The organism is Vibrio albus, from assembly GCF_003144035.1.
Taxonomy (GTDB): Bacteria; Pseudomonadota; Gammaproteobacteria; order Enterobacterales; family Vibrionaceae; genus Vibrio; species Vibrio albus.
Map to the genome: position 1 here is coordinate 204,254 of NZ_QFWT01000001.1, position 15,744 is coordinate 219,997.

The following is a 15,744-nucleotide window of genomic DNA, read 5'->3' on the forward strand; positions in this document are numbered from 1 at the left end:
AAACTGAGCGGACTGCTCACTGAATGGCGTTGAGGACCAACGCCTTTTAAATTGTGTTGTTGACAGGTTGAGCCAGACGTTCCAGTTGTTCGTGAACGGTTTCGGTATAGCGGACGCCAGTAGATTTATAGCCATTCCCCACCCAACGGCGCTCTTCTTTGCGCTGAAAAACCTCATCCAGCAGACCGGACGGAAGATATTCATACACACCATTCTTAACCGCCCACCACAATACAGAAGACAGGCTCACCGGCTGCGGCTCCCTAAGTTGGCTCTGAACACGCTCAAGTGCCCATAACATTCGGTTTTGATTTGCCAAAACTGCCAGCTCATCAGGATGACTCTCCATGTTGTCGTGGTGCCAGCACAACCTGACGGCCCCCTTATCCAGCACTTTAACCGTCAGGTTCTTATCGCAGTACCCACCGTCTGCGGCCTGACAATGCTGAATACATGCCACCCAAGACAAAAAATCTATACCCAGCGCATTTATCACTTCTGGCTTAACGAAGAACTCTAGCAAATAAGAATTGCCGACAAGCGGGTTGGTTCCTGTTGGTAGTGTCGTCATTCCATCAAAACCCCGCTACGCAGCCAAAGAAACCAGAGTTTCAGCGCAAATCAGCTTCAAACCAATTTTCTTAGCGTAATGATATTCTGCTACCGCGCCTTCAGACTCTTCCCATTTAGGCAGGAAATAAACCGCCTCTGCTGCGCGGATCATCGCGAAACAGATGTCCATATATTCAGCTTGAGTCAACCCATCCGGAAGAGTGGCCGGATTTAACACATAATGTCCCTGCCCTTTCAGTTGATCAGCCTTTGCGTGAAAAGCGTCTCGGTTAAAGTTGTCATAGCCCGTCATTGGGCCGGCTATATAAGTTTTCATTATTTTTCCTTTGTTTTTGTAGCGCTGTAACATTTCCTCTAAAAGCTGTTGATGACATTCCGGGCAGTATTTATTGGCGTACACCAATCTTTGTCCACCGCACCGTTCGCATCTCATATATGCCATCACGCCGCCCTCTCTTCACACAGTCTTTTACCCATCATTCTTGCCGTTTCATCATGCTCCTGATTAAGCATGGACAGCAGCTCATCAAACTTAGGCTTAATCTCGCTGTTCCAGAGTTTATCCGATACCCGGGCAATCCCCGTTCTTCTCAAGTGCTGACGAACATTTTCGGCTTTTGGAACAAAACACCCGGATCCGCCACATTCATTACAGCCTTTTTCGGACGAACTAAATCCACTGCCAGAGCATTTCGGACACTGAAAGCTTTCCTTTGCTTTCTTACTGGCCCATTTGTGTAACCGAGCCTTTTCATTTTCAATAAGGTTCTGGAGTTTAGATATTTCCATATCGTTCTGGGAATACCGGAACTCCGTATCTGAAACCATATTGTTTAACAGAGTTATCTGAGTCTGATACCGCTTGATAAGGCGCTTACTCCGGTGGCCCTGCTCGCTGTATCGTTTCCAGAGAGAAACCAACTTCCGTTCCTGGTCATTCGTTGGCTTTCCGCAAAAAATCGCCAGCGCCACCATGCCAACGTGAGCCAGCAAATCTGGCCGGGATGAATCTCGTGCCCATTCAGCGATCCGCTCTTCCACTCTGCGCATAGCCGACATATCTCCCAGCCAGCGCGCACTAATCAGGTCACATCCGTAAGGCTGCTGATGCTGGATCGCGCCCATTACTGCCATGATCACATCTCCGGTTAATACCTGACGGCCACGCTGAAGGGTTGGTGTTTTTTCTAAATGCATACGAATAAACAGTTCTATTGCTTTGTCACTCATGCGGCATCCCCTCCAAAATCTAGGTTGTCAGTTAGGTAATCGGTGATCAGCTGCTTCATTTCTTCCGAGCTATAACAGAACACAAATAAATACCCCTGGCTGGTTAATCGGCGTTCCCACTTACGCTGATCATCCGTAATTCTGGATTGATACTGCTTCGGGGGTTTCATTTCGATACGCAGACCATGGTAACCAGAGCGGGCCACATCCAGGATGTAATCGGGATAGCCTTTCTGACCACCAAGCCGGTGAAAATCAGACCTGGCTTTCTGGCCCCGTTTAGCTTCGTTCATTACATGAGTCAGGAAATCACCAACCACAATTCCGGCAATTTTTGTCTTACGCGCCCAACGGATCGCATCTGCGCATTCTTCCGCTTCAGGTTCTCTGCGTTTTTTCTTCAGTTTTCCTGATTTCTCATCCAGCCGGCTTAGTGCTTTGGTTATATCGTAAATTTCTGCGTCCATCGTTCACCTCAGTACCCTATTAACTGATTAACTGCATTTTCCATCTGGGCTTTGTTCTCAAACACCGAATTCAGAACCCGCTCCCAGGTCACATCCAGAACCTTTGAATACAGCTTTTTGAATTCATCCTCATCCATATTGGAAAAGCTGATGGATTTCGCTTTCACCTTTACCGAACCATCCAGGTTAAAGGTCACATCCCGAAACCCGGATAGAATGATGATCTGCTCCCGGTACACATCGAAGTTTTTTTCAGCAGGAACGCCCCTCCACTCCCGAGGGGCCGGCGAGAAATATTCATAACCAAGGTTTAACAGGGTGAAAAACTTGCGATGAAACTCAGGGTTACGTTTTTTAGAAAACTCACATTCCAGCAGCGAGCCCAGCGGAACCTTTTTCATCACTTCCAGATCATCAGAACCAAGGGGCTTAAGCCCTGACAAATCTTTGATCAGATTAATGTCCGCCATTAACTATCCTCCCAGTGATCGCGCTCATCATCCTTTCCGCGCTGAGAAAACCCATAAGCGAAATACACCACAACACACAAGGCGATATACAAGCTTATCGACTTCACGCCGGTATAACGGAAATATTCGATCACAGAATCAAACACGTAAGACACAACAACTGCCAGCAATGCAAGCAGAGCAGCCATAATGACCGTTTTCACCTTTTTCATGCGGTCTCCCGGTTAATCATTGCCGAAACCTGTTTGATAGGCGCAGCAGGCAACAAGCGGTAACGCCATACCTGATGACCGCTCAGCGTTTCCATGGTCCGTTGTTTCACCAACCCATGGAATGAGGGGCTGACTTCCCGAATACGAGCCGAAATAGCCGCCTGAGTATCCGGGTGATCCGGAAACTGCTGAGCAATCCGTTTTTCTATCTGGCGGAGAGTCAAATACTCATACCCGGCCAGAACCGATATCACTCTTCCCAGCTGCGTATTCCACTTAATGCGCTGATAAGCCGGGCTCTTCTTCCACAGTTCTATGCTCATGCGGCCTCCTTCTGGACAGCAAAATCATTGTTCTGGCTAACCATGTTTCGCTCCCAGTGTTTAAAGGTCCACTTTGACTCATGCTTACCTTTATCGTTCCGGTAATCGCACTCAAGCCATGCCACGCAAATTTCAGTAGTAGGGTTGAACTGATACCAGTACATTTTGATGCCATGCTCACGAGCGCACGCCACTAAAGCCGCCGTGTATTTCTTCTTAGGGGCATTCTCAAAGAAACTTTTCACCGTTCTGGATGTTATACCCAGCGACTTAGCGACGATTCGTATCGCTTCAGGGGTTATCGTGCCTGATCGTTTTTTGCTGACATGGCGAACCAGCGACATAACAGCATTACAGCTCAGCTCATTTCGCATATGTTCAATTTCATTGGTCGTAAATTTCATTGGTCGTTACCTTATTATTTTCTGTAGCTTTGCCACTCAAAAGAGATCCATTTACCGCCGTTAGTCCTCATCCGATCCATAATGCGGACACCTAACACGCTGTTCATGGTTGGTTCGCTTGGATCCTCAGAACCGGCAGGTAAGTTGGTTAGCATTCCGGTTGGCTTGAATCTGCAAAGTCGTTGGTCGATGATTTGATTTAACGCAAGCCTTTCAGCGTCCGAGTTCCGCTGTAGCCCGACTTCATCCAGAACAAGCAAATCAAAATCGATCATTGTCTTGATAAACTGGTCTTCGGTAGCGTCACTTCCAGAACGGTAACAAGCGCGTAGTTTCTGCATCAGCTCGTTCACAGTAATGATCAAGCATGAATAGCCGTCTTCCATAAGCGCATTACAAATGGCTGCAGCTAAATGATTTTTACCCGTGCCAGGCTTTCCGCCAAAAATAAAACCAGTGCCATTGTTTAGGTAAAAGTTATCGATATACCACTTAGCAAAATTCGCCGCTTTCCTGTGTCCGCTTGTTAAGATTTCATAATTGTCTACATGGCAATTCTGGTGAATAGGTAATACACCACAGCGGCTTAGAATTTTTTCAGCCCTAAACTCATCAAATTGCTTTTTGAATCTTTCTGGCTGCTTTGCTTCATCTTCAGCACGAAAACGTTTTAAATCTTCCCATGAATACTTCTGCGTGCCGTTTGCGGCGCGGCGTTTAATTTCCGCTATCGTAATCATTGCTGTGACTCCTTAAACGGCTCCCATCCTTCGGGAGGCTCGAAGTTAGTCCCGATCTGATTAACACCCTGATCATTCAACTTGGTAAAATTATTAATCCTCAAGTGATTCACCAGCCAATCAACCTCAAACCCACGCCAACCACGCTCTATACAAACACCCAGAACATCATCAACACTCATTCCCAACTCATCACGTGCACGTTCCAGTTTTGGAGCAAAACGGTTAATTACGGTCTGAGTAATCGGGGCTTGTTTTTTATCTCGAACGGTTTTCCAGTCTTTTAGAATTTGTTCGCTTGGTTCTGCAGGCCAGCCAGAGAAATCCAGTTTTTTAGAAACGGCTTTTTTTGGTTTACTTTTTTTACTTTGTTTAAGATCAGTACTTGTTAATAGATCAGTACTTATTAGGGGCGGCTCAGCCTGATTAGGCTTAGCCTGTTCAGGGTTAGCCGTATCAGGGTCATACTGTTTCGGCTTAGCCTGATCAGGCTTAGCCGTATTAGGCCCCTGCTTCGGGTTAGCCTGATTAGGCTCAGCAGGCGTTGGATGGTCATAAACAGTATATAAAACAGAGCCATCAGAGTGTTTTTTCATTGAGATGAAGCCAGCGTTTTTTAGCTCTTTAAGAATGTTATACACACCCTCTTTTGCTGTTTTCTTTGCCGTATCTTTAGTCACCTTGATAAGATGCTCAGCGCAAACAGACCAGTTATCAGGTTTGGAGAGAATGTAAGAAAGCATCCCCATTGCTTGCCATGATAACTGGTTGTCTTGCCAGATATCGTTAGATATAACGCTATAATTTCTCTCGCGTTTTGCCCGGATGATCGCCATTAAAACACCCCCATCGGAGTATTATGGATGTAGGTGCCACTTAGCCCCTGAGTAAGAATTTGTTGCTCGTCATCAACTTCATTTAACTGTGCCAACAGTGACGCTCGAACCTGATCACGGCGAAGACCGCGCCTCTTCGCGGTCTCCTCAATAACCAGATCAACAAACTCCGAATCCAGCTCTGTATTGTCTTGGAATAGGTTTTTAAATGGATTCGGTTTCATGTTAAGTCCTCGCTGATGATGAACAGGTTTGTATGGGTTCGTGAACGCGGGTAAATTCACCTTCAATAGGCTCTTTAGCGTTAGAACGAGCATAAATCTCATCGAAAAAGGCTAAGCGAGTACCGTTGGTGTAATTCCAGCGGCGCATCACTTCACCACACAACTGTTGATCATTAGCCAGCAGGTCAATAATCGCCTCAATAAACAGGGCGTTACTCAGCACAGCTCTGGACGTGTCCATGGTGCTGGCGACTGCAGTGATAAAATCCCCCTCATCGGCAGTAAAGCGCTGCTTGATCTGAGTAGCACGAACTTCGCGGATACTCAGACCCTCCTTACCAACACCGCGATTTGAACTCAGACGGTTAAGCCGCTCTTTGATGTGTTTGATTTTCATTGGTCGTTACCTCTTTTTTGGTCGTTAAATCGAGAGACAGCCCCTCGTAATTTTTCCCGTAATGGCTAGGATGGTAGGTATACGGAATGGTCGGATCTAAATGGCAAAGCAAAGCAACTCGCTCTGGCACGTGTTTTTGAAAATGTTGCGCTCTACCAATATTGAACACTCTGGCTACCTTGGCCTCTGTGCCAAAATGATTGAGTAGAATTTGATATAGAGAGTTCATTAGTTTTACTCAACTTTCATTTCTGAACATTTTCAATCATACAGCACAACCAAAAGGATAGAAAGTTATAGATCAGATTTTATAGACAGAAAAGCGACATAATAGGGAAAGAAAATTTACACTCTGCTTCTATTGGAGGAATCAGTGGAATCTATCGGGGATCGTCTAAAGCATGCAAGGTTAGCTAAGAATATGACGCAAGACATGTTAGTGGACGCGTTAGAAAAGGTTGATCCTGAGCTTAATGTTACCAGGATGAACATCTCACACCTTGAAAACAATATTATTTCATCAATGAAAGAACGGATGTTCCTGGCATCAACAAAAGTCCTTTCGTGCAATCCTGACTGGCTTGCGCTTGGGGAAGGTGATATGACAGTTAAAGAGCCGTCTGCAACATATAATGCCAACGTTTCACAGGTGGCTGCTGATGCTGTTCTATGCCCTATTGTTTCTTGGGTTCAGGCGGGTAACTTCGCTGAAGTACAATTACCTTACACCCCTGACGAATATAAGTACATGCCCTGCCCGGAGCCGACCGGCCATGGAACGTACATACTCAAAATTAAATTGGACTCGATGACCCCGAAATTTGAAGAAAATGATCTTATCTTTGTAGACCCAAACCAGGTATCAGCTGAACATGACAAGTATGTGATCGCTCTTCTTACCGACTCAACAGAGGTAACCTTCAAGCAACTTCAAATTATTGACGGTAAAAAGTATCTAAGAGCATTAAATCCTAACTACCCACCAGAGCTTCGGTTTTTACCTATCAATGGTAACTGCCAGATAATCGGGACTGTGGTTGCCCACTTAAAACCTCTATAAGAACATTTCCTTTCTAAAAAGCGGCTTCATGCCGCTTTTTTTGTGCTCAACAGTCAAAAAATCAAAAAAACACTCATCAGCAAATGATAACAAACTATCGATTCAGTGTGACTTACATCACATTTATGCTCATTAATGATAATTTATTATCATTTTAGTTTCACTTTCTAACGATAATTATCTATCGTAAACACATCAGCAACGCAGTCCCTCAGACTCTCGCTGATGTGTTCTTTAAAAATGTGATTCGAAAGCGTAAGCAAACCGACTTGCTGGCTAAGGCTGGCGAATACGATGCACAAATACGCATAAGCAAATTCAAGTTTGGTGCTCTAGTTATGCCCTGTAAAAAAAACTTGATAGTGGTAACCCACTCGTGAAGCCAACACGTAAAAATACACCAACCTAAAAAGTTGGGTTGTAAGTCTTACAAGAACGCATGTTCAGTGCATTGGCAGTGCGCTAAAAAAGAGTAAGCAGCCCGAATACTACGATGATATTTCTTGAATTGCTTCATTTTGGCTTTGGAAACAGAGTCGATTTGAAAGCTCTCTGATAATGTTCGGCTGTGGATTCAGTTTGTTCTTACTCTGTGGTTGTGCCTGTTAACCAATCAGTTAACTGATGACATTGCATTAGAGGGCTTTCAAATTATTAGGAGGATTTATGAAAGATTCGAGGATTTCATTGCACTTGTGGCGAGCGATAGAGGCGCAAGCCAAAACAGTAGCTGACTCTATTGAAAAGCCAGAGTGTAGTATCTACGAAACCACTTCTGTAGAGCGGGTAACCGAGATGGAGTTGAAACGGCTTCGGATATTGATGGCACAGCTCGAAGAATAAAGCCCGAGTTGACGGGCTTGCGAATTACTAAGACTTAACTTTCAGTGCCGCTTCAATTTGGTCGGCAAATTTAGAAAGATTATCCATATCGCTCTCTAATCGCTTACCAGCAGTATCTGAAGCAGCATGAGCTTTGATTAATTCCAGAGCACACGCAACGGCATATTGCCGCCGAGTATCAGCATGAACAGTGGTGGTAGAGTTAAATAAACGTTCAAAGACTGTTGATTCATTACTCATTAGAATTTCCTTTTTTGTCTGTGGAAATAACAAATTAGCAAGATTCTATGTCTGTGGAAAGTCGTAGACAGCACGTTTGCTGGGCGTGGATAAATATTCCAGCAGTTACATACCCATGTTGAGATAGGCGAAAGACGGTGTCGCTGGCATAAACGTAATCCGCGCCTTGATAAAAGGAAGCTGAAGCCTGGAAGTGATCGGGACGTAGATTAACAGCAATATTTTGCCGGAATGAGCCTTGGAGTCCTTAACAGGGTGATCATTATGACTCAGAGGGAAAGAACTCGAATCGTTATGCAGCTTAACTACCTGTATAGCGTTGGCGCTCGGGAACAGACCGGGAGCATTGCCCAATTAGCTCAGTTGGTAGAGCACCGGATTTATGTTCCGTTAACGCCAGATAAGCGGGTTGTCTCAGGTTCGAATCCTGAATTGGGTACCAAATTCGTATAGAACGTGACAGTCCGGAAAGACGGGCACATTTCCTACAGCGTAGTAACCCCACTGCGTTGTCGGAAGTGTTCCGCACTTCACTAGCCACTGACGTTGTTAGCCCCTTACACCTTTGTTTGGGGCTTCTTTTTGTCAGGCCAAATACCAAAAAACCCAGCGCTAAGGCTGGGCTATCGGGAGGCTTACCGACCAAAGTTCGCCTCAGAGGTAACGACCAACCTAAATGATGAAATAAAGGAAGGTCTGGATAACCCCGACCAAGAAGTTATCCAGTGAGCAGTATCGACCAAGAAACTACATCACAAGAGGGATCATACATGAAATCACATGCCGATCAAATTCCGACTGACCCTAAATTTCCTCACACCACGAAGCCAGCTGAATCTCAGATGGATGCCGTTGGCGAGTTCATTCAGCATACCGGGAAATCATCACTCATCCGTAACGGTGAGTTTATTGGCTTTACCTGGGGGCACTTCACCAACTTTGTCAGAAGAAAAAGGCGCAACCCCACCTGTCACCTCAACAACGTAGACCAGTTTCTTAACGCGTTCTTAGATCAGGACGAAGTGATCTACCGAACCAAGCAACATTTATCAGGCGCTGAGTGAATCTACCAGCGCAAAGTTTTAATGACCAAAGGAAATAACGATCATGAATAAACACATAATGATAGACCTTGAGACCATGGGTAATGGCAGTAGCGCACCAATCGTTAGTATTGGCGCTGTTGTATTTAACCCTTTAACTGGTGATCTCGGAGCTGACTTTGAAGTAGTGGTCAGCCTAAACAGTTCAGCTCATTACGGTGAAATGGACGCATCAACCGTTCAATGGTGGCTGCAACAGAGTGACGAAGCTCGTGCCATTTTTGAAAAGGATGTGAAGAAAAGCACATTAAAAGATGCTCTACAAGAACTGAACCAGTGGTTAGCCGATCAAGGCGAAGCGAAAGAGCTTTGTCTGTGGGGTAATGGAAGCGGCTTTGATAATGTCATTTTGAATAATGCTTTTAAAGCCTGCCGCATGCGCCCTGGCTTTTCTCACTGGAATGATCGGGATTGTCGAACCATCGTTGATATGGGTAAATCCATCTTGAATATAGACCCGAAATCCACACTTACCCGAAAAGGTGTTCACCACTCTGCATTGGATGACGCAAAATTTCAGGCCCAGTACGTTAGCGAAATCTGGAAGGCTTTTTCTTCCTTTGTTCCCTATAACACATGCAAAGCGCCATCCAAGTAATACCGACCAACTCAGGGGCCACGCCCCTTATAGGTAACGACCATGACCCCGCGAAATGAAATTGAGAGCTTTATCCTCAAACAAGTAGAGGCTCAGCTAACTGCCGACGGTTATTCTCCCAACGAAGTTATCAGGGGGGGGGTAGAAGCAATTAAACACTACCGCACCAGCGGCTCTATGGGAAAAGGCAAGGTATTTGATTCATGCCTTGCCAAAGCTAAGCAGCTACTTTCTCCAACCAAAAAGCAAGCTGCCAGGAGAAAGCGCAAGCACCAGAGCTACCAGCAATCCATTCCAATGTAATTAAGGTAACGACCAATGACCATATCGATATCCAATGCCATTCTTCATCAGATCGATACAAACGAAGCGGACGAGCTGATCGTCAACTACCGTTCTGATGAGCTACCAAATAACGCAGCCACTGAGGCGTTAATTTCAGAACTTCATCGCACCTATAATGCAAAAGCAGGCAAAGGCTTTGGCCTATTCCTATCCGATAGTGAATTTAAAATCGGACTTCAGAACCTCCGAAGTAACCAAATTGGTTTCCTTCAATTTACCAGCTCTAATGCAGAACGCCTTAAAAATGAACTTAGCAAGTACCCTTTTGCTGACACTGGTGTTTTAGTTTTTGCAGAATATCAAAGCCTGGCGACTGAATATCTGTTTGTTGCCATCATTCCATCAATTCAGGGGCTGCAAGTAGATACTCAGCTCGATGTAGGCGCAACAGACCATCTTGATGTGGACGCTATGACCATTGCTGCCAGAATAGACCTGACGACTTTTGAAACTGATCCAGACTCCAACCGATACATCAGTTTCCTGAAAGGCCGCGTAGGCCGCAAAGTGGCTGACTTCTTTTTCGATTTCCTCCAAATTGAAAGGGGTCTGGATGTTAAGGCTCAGAACCAGGTTCTGGTTCAGGCCGTTGAAGATTTCATTGCAGACGATCAGTTGGACAAAGAAGAAAGCCTCTCACTAAGGAAGCAGGTAAAAGACTACTGCAAAGGGCAGCATTCCTCAGGAGAAGAAGTCGTCATTACCGAGCTATCCGGTGAGCTTCCATCCAGTGAAAGCGGCGTAAGTTTCCAACAATACACGGAAGAACGAGGTTACGAGCTTGAACCTACCTTCCCTGCCGACAAGGCCACCATCGAAAAACTAGACAAGTTTAAAGGTTGCGGTGGAGGGGTAACCATTTCCTTTGATGCCATCATTTTAAATGAGCGCATTTTCTACGACCCGGAAACTGACACACTAACCATTAAAGGCACTCCACCTAACCTGAGAGATCAGTTAACCCGACGTTCTTAACCACCGGCGCACTACGCGCCACTCCCCGAGGTAGCGATATGCCCAACGTTTACAAAATAGAAACCTTTAGCGGCGAAAACGCTGAGCGTATCGCTGACACCATTCGCCAGGCCGGTAGCCATTCTATTATTCGCGGCTGGGCGATATTAACCGACCATGTTTTTAATACGACAGACACTAAGAAGATATTTCCTCTCGTATCCAGAACCACGGACGATTTAACGGAAGATGATATCTATGTCTGGATGCAGTCTTTAGCGCTACCGAAGGCTGCTTAATAGAGGTAACGACCAATGACCGAACACCAACATTATGTTTTCCGGGTGCGCCCATTTCTTGAAAATGCCGCCAAAAAGCCCAGGGAATATGAACGCCCTACCGCTCAGCAACTTCAGGACGGAGTTACCCGCAGAAAGCTAGAAGACAAGCTAACCGAAATGAAAATAGAGAGAGCGTTTTCGTTATAAATCCAAAGGAAATTAATGACAGGAATGTGGGCTTAGAGTCAGCCATCATCTAAGGAGTTCGTCGTAGATCACCTGTCACCATTTATCTTTAACTAACAACGGGAAATTTTCGCAGATAACGCCAGCAATGCTACAGGAACCCGAAAGCGCAGCACCGACACACTGCTAATGAACATTCGTTGCTAAGTCACCGTCACCACTACTGAGTGAATAGGGCTTAATCATTAGTGCAATGGGCGCAACTGGACTAGCACGGCAGGTTACGCAAAGCTGGCTTTATCTGCCTTCTAAAATCAATAACTGAAAATAAGGGCCTTAAAAATGCAACATGATTTGAAACTGGTAAAAGTGAATCTTGATCCTCGACCTGCCGAGATCACGGCTATTTCAGAGGAAGTCGGCACACAGCTTGGTTACTTAGGCGCGATTGCTAAAGAGAAGAAGTTCGCCGCAAGCCTTATTGTTAATTGCTACAACACGCATATTTGCGGTGCTGACGTTTCTAACCTCTCTTATTACTGTCGCGGTGAAACTAGCGACACGCTTAAAAAGGGCATGTTCGCTTTGATCAATCTTAGTGCTTACATCGAGTCTCACGAACTGTACGGATCAGATTTTGTTGAGGGGCTTATTGAACGATGGGATTTTCGCAATAAGCGCAGTGAAAATGAATAAGACAAATTTCTAATGCGTTAAGTTGGGTTAACGCACTGGCAATTAACTTAACGCATTGAAGGAAAATATCACCATGAAAAATGACCTTTATAGCTCAGGTATGTGTATTCAGAAAGCAGCTGGCATGGTTCGAGGCCGCTCCAGTCTCGATAATATTATGGATATTTGCGACAACCAAAAGTCAATAAGCACTGAAAAGTTACGGGCTCTGCTTGAGGTTGTAGAAGAAGATATTCGCTTAGATGGCATCTTTCTGAAAGGTGCAGCTGAACGCATGGCTAAGTTAGAGCAACGTCCAGAATTTGATTTATCAACCGTCCACGGACGCGAACAAGCGGTAATCGCCGGACTTCGCGCCAGAGGCTTTTAACCAACGGAAATTAAAAATTATGGCAAAAGAGTGGACACACGCTGACCTATGTAAAAAAGCCGTTGGTTGGCTAAAGCGTTCTTATAGTGCTGGCGGTTGCGGTTGCCCTAATGCCTTTTCAGAGGTTCAGTCTGGTTCCAATGGGGGTGAAATTGTTGATGCTATTGGAATTAAGACAGCCGAAGGTACAGAAACCATCGTTGTAGAAGTAAAGGTAAGCCGTTCTGACTTTCTGGCAGATAGAAAGAAACCGTTTAGGGTTGAGCCAGAAAAAGGAATGGGGAATTACCGATATTATATGTGTCCAGAGGGGTTAATCAGTGTTGATGATTTGCCACCAAAATGGGGACTTTTACACGTTGGCAGTCGGGGCAAGGTAACAGTTCTTAGTGGTCATAAAAATGGTCAAAAACAGGATTGGTATTTTAACTGTAACCGCGATGCAGAAATGGGTATGGCGTCTTTGCTTTTGGCAAAGGCTGGCGATTTCGAAGTGTTGAATGGTGTAAACCGACTAAACCAGCGTTTAGAAAATGAGAACATCAAACTTAGAAAGAAACTTGATGATCTTGAGCGCACAAGTAGACACGAAGAAATCATTCGAGGTTTGGACGAATTGAGCACAACTATAAAGCCAATTCCAAGAGCCAAAATTCTATAACGGAATTTCACTGATATGAAAAATGAAGATTGGCAAATAGTTGTAATAGCAAACACTTTTGTCGAAGAGGTGGATTGCAATTCTGGACGCCGCCGCCGTGTATTTACTGGCGGCAGAACTCTTTACTTAGACTAAACGGAAACTAAATTATGAATATATGGCCTTTCAGTACCATTAAAAATCAGCGCCTTGAGATTGAAAGGCTTCAAGATCAGTTAGCTGATGCAATGGTCGGTGATATCAACATTAAAGAAATGATCGCCAATGAAAAAGAATTAGGTATGCAGCTTGAGGGTTCAATACTTCATGTATTTGCGGCTGGCTTTATTCATCACTTCCATGCTCAAGGTGCAACTAACTTTCTTGAGGTTGAATTTTCAGATCCAGAGCAAAAAGCCGAACGTTACACATTAACGATTCAAAAGCTAAGTGGTATGCGTCCAGCAATCAAAGCTAACTTAACCAAAGAAGCAATAATCGAATTGATGAACGCTAAGAACCAAGATGAAGCCGATGCAGCCATGCAAAAGCTACAAGAACTAACCGCTAACTAATCAAACGGAAATTTTTTTATGGAATGGACAAAGGTTAAAGACGAATTGCCAGAAATTGGTGAAAGCATTCTGGCTTGCGGGGGTGTGCTGATTGAGCCAAGAATCATATCAAGAGAGGTTCTTTTGGGTCAGTGGTTCTGGTGTTGGTTAGACGGCAATATGTGTGAATGGGAACCAGACGATATGCCTACTCATTGGATGCCATTACCAGGCGGACCAGAAGAAAACGAATAGGACGGAAACTACCAATGGCCAGCAAAGCTGAACGCGCTCGGCTCATCAAGTTACAACAAATGCAAACCCGCCGTATCCTCAACGAGAATCACGTAGTCTTTGTCGCCAACATGGTTGATGGCACCCTGGTTTATTCCAAACAAGGTGAACCTGTTGGCATCACAAAGGTACTTGCTGAGTCTATAGGCAGGATTCAGGTTAAATGGAACGTTACCTGTTACGCCCTTATGCGGGATAACACAGGCCGGGAATACCTGAAGTCATTTGTAGTAACCACACCAGAGCCGTGCAAACACGAACAAATCCGGGAACATATCGCAGACCTGCACTGGGATTTTCTCGATAAAGAATGTAACGCAAACCACTTCCTTACCGCCGCATGGATTGCCAGCGCCATTGATAACGAACCCTCTGATGAAGTAGCCGACAAGATATTTACTCAGATGGGTGCATGGCACGAATTCATTGCACCGTGGGAGGATGAAAAGAGAGGTAACGACCAATGAACAATCAAATAGTCGATATCTTTGATACCGACAGAAAATACACCGTCATTTATGCCGACCCAGCCTGGCAATTCAAAAATAAGCGTACCGGAGGAAAGCACAAATCAGGGGCCGCGCAAAAATACACAGTCACATCCGTTAAGGACATGATGCGGTTACCAGTAGAACAGCTGGCTGCTGATGATTGCCTTCTGGTTATGTGGTGGGTTGGTTCTATGCCACAAGAAGCCATTGATTTATGCGAATTTTGGGGATTTAAGCTGGTAAACATGAACGGCTTTGTCTGGGATAAGGAAACAAAAACGGGGCTCGACCACTTCGGTATGGGCCACTCAACACGACCTTCAACAGAATCCGCCCTTATCGCCTATAAAGGCAAAATCTCCAACCTAGTCATAAACCACTCTGTTCGCTCCAAGATTCGGGCTAAGACTGGGCGACACAGCGAAAAACCTCATGAGTTCCGTGAAGCCATCGTAAAGCTGGTCGGTGATGTTCCAAAAATTGAATTGTTCTCCAGGCAGGTTACTGATGGCTGGGATTGTTGGGGCAATGAAGTTCTGAAAGATAAGGAGGCCGCATGAGCCATACACAATTAGGTTACCCTATTTTCACCATGCCTTACCCTGCCGATATTGGCGAAGACGAAACGCTGATGGATTACGCACTGCGTAAGGCCAGAGAAGTTGAAGAGCAGCGCGAACAAATCGCTCAGCTTAAAGATGGTGTCCGCGTTATTTTCTCTAATGTTCACGACTCAGAGAAAGTGATCGACACCTGCTCAAACTTGTTAGTCGAAGTTTAACAGCCCCTCCCCACCCTTCAATCATCATGTAGAGTTTCCCTATAAACAGGGAGAGCTCTATGGAATGTAGCCGCTGCGGCAACCAACCAGTACTGATAACCGAACCAGTCTGTCTATGTGAAGAGTGCGCCCTTGATACGGCACTGGCCATACTCGCCTCGTGCCGGTTAAGTGACGCCTCGGTTAACGCACTAATCCAGTCCGGTTTCGATATGCCGGTAAAAACCCACCAGCATTTCAGCGCTACTGATATCGCAAAAGAACTCGGTACCAGCGCTCAGAAAATCGGACGGTTAGCCAATAAGCACAACCTCAAAACTGACCAATTTGGGGAGTGGCGTTTAGGTAAAGCAGCGAACAGCAGCAAACAAATTGAGTCCTTCTTCTATAACGAATCTGGAAGGAGGCAAATTATTGGATTAATGAGGTAAT

Annotated in this window: 31 protein-coding genes and 1 tRNA gene; 18 read left to right on the plus strand and 14 right to left on the minus strand. The window is 45.2% G+C overall.

All coding sequences use genetic code 11. From position 1 onward, the window contains the following. Positions 1 to 46 precede the first annotated feature (46 nt). The 13 genes from DI392_RS00790 to DI392_RS00850 form a co-directional block, all read right to left on the minus strand. Positions 47 to 571 carry a DUF968 domain-containing protein gene (locus tag DI392_RS00790; RefSeq protein WP_109318005.1) on the minus strand — a complete coding sequence of 175 codons (525 nt, stop codon included), beginning with the start codon at positions 569 to 571 and terminating at the stop codon, positions 47 to 49. Positions 572 to 586: 15 nt separating this feature from the next. Beyond that, on the minus strand, positions 587 to 889 hold the full coding sequence (locus tag DI392_RS00795; RefSeq protein ID WP_109318006.1) for a DUF4406 domain-containing protein: 303 nt from the start codon (positions 887 to 889) through the stop codon (positions 587 to 589). A 125-nt stretch (positions 890 to 1,014) separates the two neighbouring features. Beyond that, positions 1,015 to 1,803 carry a TIGR02642 family protein gene (locus DI392_RS00800; RefSeq protein WP_109318007.1) on the minus strand — a complete coding sequence of 263 codons (789 nt, stop codon included), beginning with the start codon at positions 1,801 to 1,803 and terminating at the stop codon, positions 1,015 to 1,017. Further along, a complete protein-coding gene (locus DI392_RS00805) occupies positions 1,800 to 2,270 on the minus strand; it encodes a VRR-NUC domain-containing protein (RefSeq protein WP_109318008.1) in 471 nt (156 codons plus the stop codon). Before DI392_RS00805 ends, DI392_RS00800 begins: the two co-directional genes overlap by 4 nt. Before the next feature lie 8 nt (positions 2,271 to 2,278). After that, positions 2,279 to 2,740 carry a DUF1367 family protein gene (locus DI392_RS00810; protein ID WP_109318009.1) on the minus strand — a complete coding sequence of 154 codons (462 nt, stop codon included), beginning with the start codon at positions 2,738 to 2,740 and terminating at the stop codon, positions 2,279 to 2,281. Continuing rightward, complete coding sequence (locus DI392_RS00815) at positions 2,740 to 2,952, minus strand: hypothetical protein (protein WP_109318010.1); 213 nt, start codon at positions 2,950 to 2,952, stop codon at positions 2,740 to 2,742. Before DI392_RS00815 ends, DI392_RS00810 begins: the two co-directional genes overlap by 1 nt. Continuing rightward, a complete protein-coding gene (locus DI392_RS00820) occupies positions 2,949 to 3,275 on the minus strand; it encodes a hypothetical protein (RefSeq protein WP_109318011.1) in 327 nt (108 codons plus the stop codon). The genes DI392_RS00815 and DI392_RS00820 overlap by 4 nt, the downstream gene beginning before the upstream one ends. Continuing rightward, positions 3,272 to 3,679, minus strand: coding sequence for a hypothetical protein (locus tag DI392_RS00825; RefSeq protein ID WP_109318012.1), 408 nt, complete (start codon positions 3,677 to 3,679; stop codon positions 3,272 to 3,274). Before DI392_RS00825 ends, DI392_RS00820 begins: the two co-directional genes overlap by 4 nt. Positions 3,680 to 3,693: 14 nt before the next feature. Continuing rightward, the gene (locus tag DI392_RS00830; protein WP_109318013.1) at positions 3,694 to 4,419 is read right to left on the minus strand and encodes an ATP-binding protein; all 726 of its coding nucleotides are present in this window, start codon (positions 4,417 to 4,419) and stop codon (positions 3,694 to 3,696) included. Continuing rightward, the gene (locus DI392_RS00835; RefSeq protein WP_109318014.1) at positions 4,416 to 5,255 is read right to left on the minus strand and encodes a hypothetical protein; all 840 of its coding nucleotides are present in this window, start codon (positions 5,253 to 5,255) and stop codon (positions 4,416 to 4,418) included. The genes DI392_RS00830 and DI392_RS00835 overlap by 4 nt, the downstream gene beginning before the upstream one ends. After that, the gene (locus tag DI392_RS00840; protein WP_109318015.1) at positions 5,255 to 5,479 is read right to left on the minus strand and encodes a hypothetical protein; all 225 of its coding nucleotides are present in this window, start codon (positions 5,477 to 5,479) and stop codon (positions 5,255 to 5,257) included. Before DI392_RS00840 ends, DI392_RS00835 begins: the two co-directional genes overlap by 1 nt. A 1-nt stretch (position 5,480) precedes the next feature. Next, positions 5,481 to 5,876 (minus strand): hypothetical protein, encoded by a 396-nt coding sequence (locus tag DI392_RS00845; RefSeq protein WP_109318016.1) that lies wholly within the window; start codon positions 5,874 to 5,876, stop codon positions 5,481 to 5,483. Further along, positions 5,845 to 6,105, minus strand: coding sequence for a hypothetical protein (locus DI392_RS00850; RefSeq protein WP_109318017.1), 261 nt, complete (start codon positions 6,103 to 6,105; stop codon positions 5,845 to 5,847). Before DI392_RS00850 ends, DI392_RS00845 begins: the two co-directional genes overlap by 32 nt. A 144-nt stretch (positions 6,106 to 6,249) precedes the next feature. Here DI392_RS00850 and DI392_RS00855 point away from each other — a divergent pair, with 144 nt between their 5' ends. Then, the gene (locus DI392_RS00855) at positions 6,250 to 6,936 is read left to right on the plus strand and encodes a helix-turn-helix domain-containing protein (RefSeq protein ID WP_109318018.1); all 687 of its coding nucleotides are present in this window, start codon (positions 6,250 to 6,252) and stop codon (positions 6,934 to 6,936) included. A gap of 666 nt (positions 6,937 to 7,602) precedes the next feature. Then, complete coding sequence (locus tag DI392_RS19545) at positions 7,603 to 7,779, plus strand: hypothetical protein (RefSeq protein WP_181388336.1); 177 nt, start codon at positions 7,603 to 7,605, stop codon at positions 7,777 to 7,779. A 27-nt stretch (positions 7,780 to 7,806) separates the two neighbouring features. On the opposite strand, the gene DI392_RS00860 is transcribed toward DI392_RS19545, so the two are convergent. Further along, positions 7,807 to 8,019 (minus strand): hypothetical protein, encoded by a 213-nt coding sequence (locus DI392_RS00860; RefSeq protein WP_109318019.1) that lies wholly within the window; start codon positions 8,017 to 8,019, stop codon positions 7,807 to 7,809. Positions 8,020 to 8,367: 348 nt separating this feature from the next. Here DI392_RS00860 and DI392_RS00865 point away from each other — a divergent pair. From DI392_RS00865 to DI392_RS00935, 16 genes are all read left to right on the plus strand, one after another. Continuing rightward, positions 8,368 to 8,461 (plus strand) — tRNA-Ile (locus DI392_RS00865). 328 nt (positions 8,462 to 8,789) lie between these two features. Next, the gene (locus tag DI392_RS00870) at positions 8,790 to 9,083 is read left to right on the plus strand and encodes a hypothetical protein (protein ID WP_109318020.1); all 294 of its coding nucleotides are present in this window, start codon (positions 8,790 to 8,792) and stop codon (positions 9,081 to 9,083) included. Positions 9,084 to 9,126: 43 nt separating this feature from the next. Further along, complete coding sequence (locus DI392_RS00875) at positions 9,127 to 9,720, plus strand: 3'-5' exonuclease (protein WP_109318021.1); 594 nt, start codon at positions 9,127 to 9,129, stop codon at positions 9,718 to 9,720. A 42-nt stretch (positions 9,721 to 9,762) separates the two neighbouring features. Continuing rightward, the gene (locus DI392_RS00880; RefSeq protein WP_109318022.1) at positions 9,763 to 10,023 is read left to right on the plus strand and encodes a hypothetical protein; all 261 of its coding nucleotides are present in this window, start codon (positions 9,763 to 9,765) and stop codon (positions 10,021 to 10,023) included. A 15-nt stretch (positions 10,024 to 10,038) separates the two neighbouring features. Continuing rightward, the gene (gene yejK, locus DI392_RS00885) at positions 10,039 to 11,040 is read left to right on the plus strand and encodes a nucleoid-associated protein YejK (protein WP_109318023.1); all 1,002 of its coding nucleotides are present in this window, start codon (positions 10,039 to 10,041) and stop codon (positions 11,038 to 11,040) included. A 38-nt stretch (positions 11,041 to 11,078) separates the two neighbouring features. Next, positions 11,079 to 11,318 carry a hypothetical protein gene (locus DI392_RS00890; protein ID WP_109318024.1) on the plus strand — a complete coding sequence of 80 codons (240 nt, stop codon included), beginning with the start codon at positions 11,079 to 11,081 and terminating at the stop codon, positions 11,316 to 11,318. A gap of 15 nt (positions 11,319 to 11,333) precedes the next feature. Beyond that, positions 11,334 to 11,507: a hypothetical protein gene (locus DI392_RS19550; protein ID WP_181388337.1), complete on the plus strand. Its 174-nt coding sequence runs from the start codon at positions 11,334 to 11,336 to the stop codon at positions 11,505 to 11,507. A 321-nt stretch (positions 11,508 to 11,828) separates the two neighbouring features. Further along, complete coding sequence (locus DI392_RS00895) at positions 11,829 to 12,182, plus strand: hypothetical protein (protein WP_109318025.1); 354 nt, start codon at positions 11,829 to 11,831, stop codon at positions 12,180 to 12,182. Between the two features lie 73 nt (positions 12,183 to 12,255). After that, the gene (locus DI392_RS00900) at positions 12,256 to 12,552 is read left to right on the plus strand and encodes a hypothetical protein (RefSeq protein ID WP_109318026.1); all 297 of its coding nucleotides are present in this window, start codon (positions 12,256 to 12,258) and stop codon (positions 12,550 to 12,552) included. A 19-nt stretch (positions 12,553 to 12,571) separates the two neighbouring features. Continuing rightward, a complete protein-coding gene (locus DI392_RS00905) occupies positions 12,572 to 13,213 on the plus strand; it encodes an adenylosuccinate synthase (RefSeq protein WP_109318027.1) in 642 nt (213 codons plus the stop codon). Between the two features lie 149 nt (positions 13,214 to 13,362). Further along, complete coding sequence (locus tag DI392_RS00910; protein ID WP_109318028.1) at positions 13,363 to 13,767, plus strand: hypothetical protein; 405 nt, start codon at positions 13,363 to 13,365, stop codon at positions 13,765 to 13,767. 18 nt (positions 13,768 to 13,785) lie between these two features. Then, positions 13,786 to 14,001: a DUF551 domain-containing protein gene (locus tag DI392_RS00915; protein WP_109318029.1), complete on the plus strand. Its 216-nt coding sequence runs from the start codon at positions 13,786 to 13,788 to the stop codon at positions 13,999 to 14,001. A gap of 14 nt (positions 14,002 to 14,015) precedes the next feature. After that, positions 14,016 to 14,507, plus strand: coding sequence for a hypothetical protein (locus tag DI392_RS00920; RefSeq protein ID WP_109318030.1), 492 nt, complete (start codon positions 14,016 to 14,018; stop codon positions 14,505 to 14,507). Then, positions 14,504 to 15,091, plus strand: a complete 588-nt coding sequence (locus DI392_RS00925) for an MT-A70 family methyltransferase (protein WP_109318031.1) — start codon at positions 14,504 to 14,506, stop codon at positions 15,089 to 15,091. Before DI392_RS00920 ends, DI392_RS00925 begins: the two co-directional genes overlap by 4 nt. Continuing rightward, complete coding sequence (locus DI392_RS00930) at positions 15,088 to 15,312, plus strand: hypothetical protein (RefSeq protein ID WP_109318032.1); 225 nt, start codon at positions 15,088 to 15,090, stop codon at positions 15,310 to 15,312. Before DI392_RS00925 ends, DI392_RS00930 begins: the two co-directional genes overlap by 4 nt. A 59-nt stretch (positions 15,313 to 15,371) precedes the next feature. Continuing rightward, entirely contained in the window at positions 15,372 to 15,743 is a 372-nt protein-coding gene (locus DI392_RS00935) for a hypothetical protein (RefSeq protein WP_109318033.1), read from the plus strand. Position 15,744: the final 1 nt, after the last annotated feature.

Coding starts and splice junctions, on each gene's coding strand:
- DI392_RS00790 (WP_109318005.1), bottom strand. CDS start 571: ATGACGACACTACCAACAGGAACCAACCCGCTTGTCGGCAATTCTTAT.
- DI392_RS00795 (WP_109318006.1), bottom strand. CDS start 889: ATGAAAACTTATATAGCCGGCCCAATGACGGGCTATGACAACTTTAAC.
- DI392_RS00800 (WP_109318007.1), bottom strand. CDS start 1,803: ATGAGTGACAAAGCAATAGAACTGTTTATTCGTATGCATTTAGAAAAA.
- DI392_RS00805 (WP_109318008.1), bottom strand. CDS start 2,270: ATGGACGCAGAAATTTACGATATAACCAAAGCACTAAGCCGGCTGGAT.
- DI392_RS00810 (WP_109318009.1), bottom strand. CDS start 2,740: ATGGCGGACATTAATCTGATCAAAGATTTGTCAGGGCTTAAGCCCCTT.
- DI392_RS00815 (WP_109318010.1), bottom strand. CDS start 2,952: ATGAAAAAGGTGAAAACGGTCATTATGGCTGCTCTGCTTGCATTGCTG.
- DI392_RS00820 (WP_109318011.1), bottom strand. CDS start 3,275: ATGAGCATAGAACTGTGGAAGAAGAGCCCGGCTTATCAGCGCATTAAG.
- DI392_RS00825 (WP_109318012.1), bottom strand. CDS start 3,679: ATGAAATTTACGACCAATGAAATTGAACATATGCGAAATGAGCTGAGC.
- DI392_RS00830 (WP_109318013.1), bottom strand. CDS start 4,419: ATGATTACGATAGCGGAAATTAAACGCCGCGCCGCAAACGGCACGCAG.
- DI392_RS00835 (WP_109318014.1), bottom strand. CDS start 5,255: ATGGCGATCATCCGGGCAAAACGCGAGAGAAATTATAGCGTTATATCT.
- DI392_RS00840 (WP_109318015.1), bottom strand. CDS start 5,479: ATGAAACCGAATCCATTTAAAAACCTATTCCAAGACAATACAGAGCTG.
- DI392_RS00845 (WP_109318016.1), bottom strand. CDS start 5,876: ATGAAAATCAAACACATCAAAGAGCGGCTTAACCGTCTGAGTTCAAAT.
- DI392_RS00850 (WP_109318017.1), bottom strand. CDS start 6,105: ATGAACTCTCTATATCAAATTCTACTCAATCATTTTGGCACAGAGGCC.
- DI392_RS19545 (WP_181388336.1), top strand. CDS start 7,603: ATGAAAGATTCGAGGATTTCATTGCACTTGTGGCGAGCGATAGAGGCG.
- DI392_RS00860 (WP_109318019.1), bottom strand. CDS start 8,019: ATGAGTAATGAATCAACAGTCTTTGAACGTTTATTTAACTCTACCACC.
- DI392_RS00870 (WP_109318020.1), top strand. CDS start 8,790: ATGAAATCACATGCCGATCAAATTCCGACTGACCCTAAATTTCCTCAC.
- DI392_RS00875 (WP_109318021.1), top strand. CDS start 9,127: ATGAATAAACACATAATGATAGACCTTGAGACCATGGGTAATGGCAGT.
- DI392_RS00880 (WP_109318022.1), top strand. CDS start 9,763: ATGACCCCGCGAAATGAAATTGAGAGCTTTATCCTCAAACAAGTAGAG.
- yejK (WP_109318023.1), top strand. CDS start 10,039: ATGACCATATCGATATCCAATGCCATTCTTCATCAGATCGATACAAAC.
- DI392_RS00890 (WP_109318024.1), top strand. CDS start 11,079: ATGCCCAACGTTTACAAAATAGAAACCTTTAGCGGCGAAAACGCTGAG.
- DI392_RS19550 (WP_181388337.1), top strand. CDS start 11,334: ATGACCGAACACCAACATTATGTTTTCCGGGTGCGCCCATTTCTTGAA.
- DI392_RS00895 (WP_109318025.1), top strand. CDS start 11,829: ATGCAACATGATTTGAAACTGGTAAAAGTGAATCTTGATCCTCGACCT.
- DI392_RS00900 (WP_109318026.1), top strand. CDS start 12,256: ATGAAAAATGACCTTTATAGCTCAGGTATGTGTATTCAGAAAGCAGCT.
- DI392_RS00905 (WP_109318027.1), top strand. CDS start 12,572: ATGGCAAAAGAGTGGACACACGCTGACCTATGTAAAAAAGCCGTTGGT.
- DI392_RS00910 (WP_109318028.1), top strand. CDS start 13,363: ATGAATATATGGCCTTTCAGTACCATTAAAAATCAGCGCCTTGAGATT.
- DI392_RS00915 (WP_109318029.1), top strand. CDS start 13,786: ATGGAATGGACAAAGGTTAAAGACGAATTGCCAGAAATTGGTGAAAGC.
- DI392_RS00920 (WP_109318030.1), top strand. CDS start 14,016: ATGGCCAGCAAAGCTGAACGCGCTCGGCTCATCAAGTTACAACAAATG.
- DI392_RS00925 (WP_109318031.1), top strand. CDS start 14,504: ATGAACAATCAAATAGTCGATATCTTTGATACCGACAGAAAATACACC.
- DI392_RS00930 (WP_109318032.1), top strand. CDS start 15,088: ATGAGCCATACACAATTAGGTTACCCTATTTTCACCATGCCTTACCCT.
- DI392_RS00935 (WP_109318033.1), top strand. CDS start 15,372: ATGGAATGTAGCCGCTGCGGCAACCAACCAGTACTGATAACCGAACCA.